Below are 844 nucleotides of genomic sequence, written 5' to 3' on the forward strand. Positions count from 1 at the left end.
TGCTGCGGCGCCAGAGAATATCTTCAGCTGAGCGTGCCCATTCGTGTTCAATCAGGTAGTCGACTTCTGCAGAGAATAAGTCGGCACCAAAGTATTCTCCCATATCGCTCATGCCTTGTTTGTTCGCTAGAAAGCTAAAGCAAAGGGTGCCATATGATTTGAGGTAGCGTTGTACGAGAGTATGAGTTAGCCATGGCGCTTTCTTGTTAATAGCTTGTTCTATCTGCTCTCTTGTTTGACCAACGAACTGAACTCCGGGCATCGGTTCATCTGCAGTCCAAGGTTTACCAAGCTCCTTAATAAATGGCGACAGCTTGTTTAGAACCGCTTCTGAAAGCTTTCTGTAAGTGGTGATTTTGCCGCCATAGATTGAAAGCAGGGCGTTGCTTTCACTTTCCTGATGGAGTTCTAGCGTGTAATCACGGGTGATTGCTGAGGGGTCGTTTGATTCATCATCACACAGTGGACGGACGCCAGAATAGGTAGACTGGATATCTTCACGAGAAATCGAACGTTTGAAATGTTGATTGTATACCTTAATCAGGTAATCAACTTCCCACTCTTCAATTGCTACGTCTTCTGGCTTTCCTTGGTATTCTTTATCGGTGGTTCCGATTATTGAAAAGTGATCAAGATAGGGAAGTACAAATACCACACGCTTGTCTTCGTTCTGTAGAATGTAAGCTTCATCCAGTTCTTCAAAGCGGGGAACGATAATATGGCTGCCTTTAATCAGTCGAATATTTCGAGCCGGTTTAATATCTTCTGCCGCTGAATCAAGAAAGCTGTTTAACCAGGGGCCTGAGGCATTAACGATATTGCTTGCGAGAATATCGTAGCTGCG

At 44.7% G+C, this 844-nt stretch carries 1 protein-coding gene; it reads right to left on the reverse strand.

Annotation, left to right across the window (positions count from 1 at the left end):
* Positions 1-844, reverse strand: an 844-nt coding sequence (glpD, locus tag A3729_RS08510; RefSeq protein WP_082882059.1) for a glycerol-3-phosphate dehydrogenase, incomplete at both ends; no start/stop codon positions are given.

The sequence above is a fragment of the Oleiphilus sp. HI0043 genome (assembly GCF_001634935.1).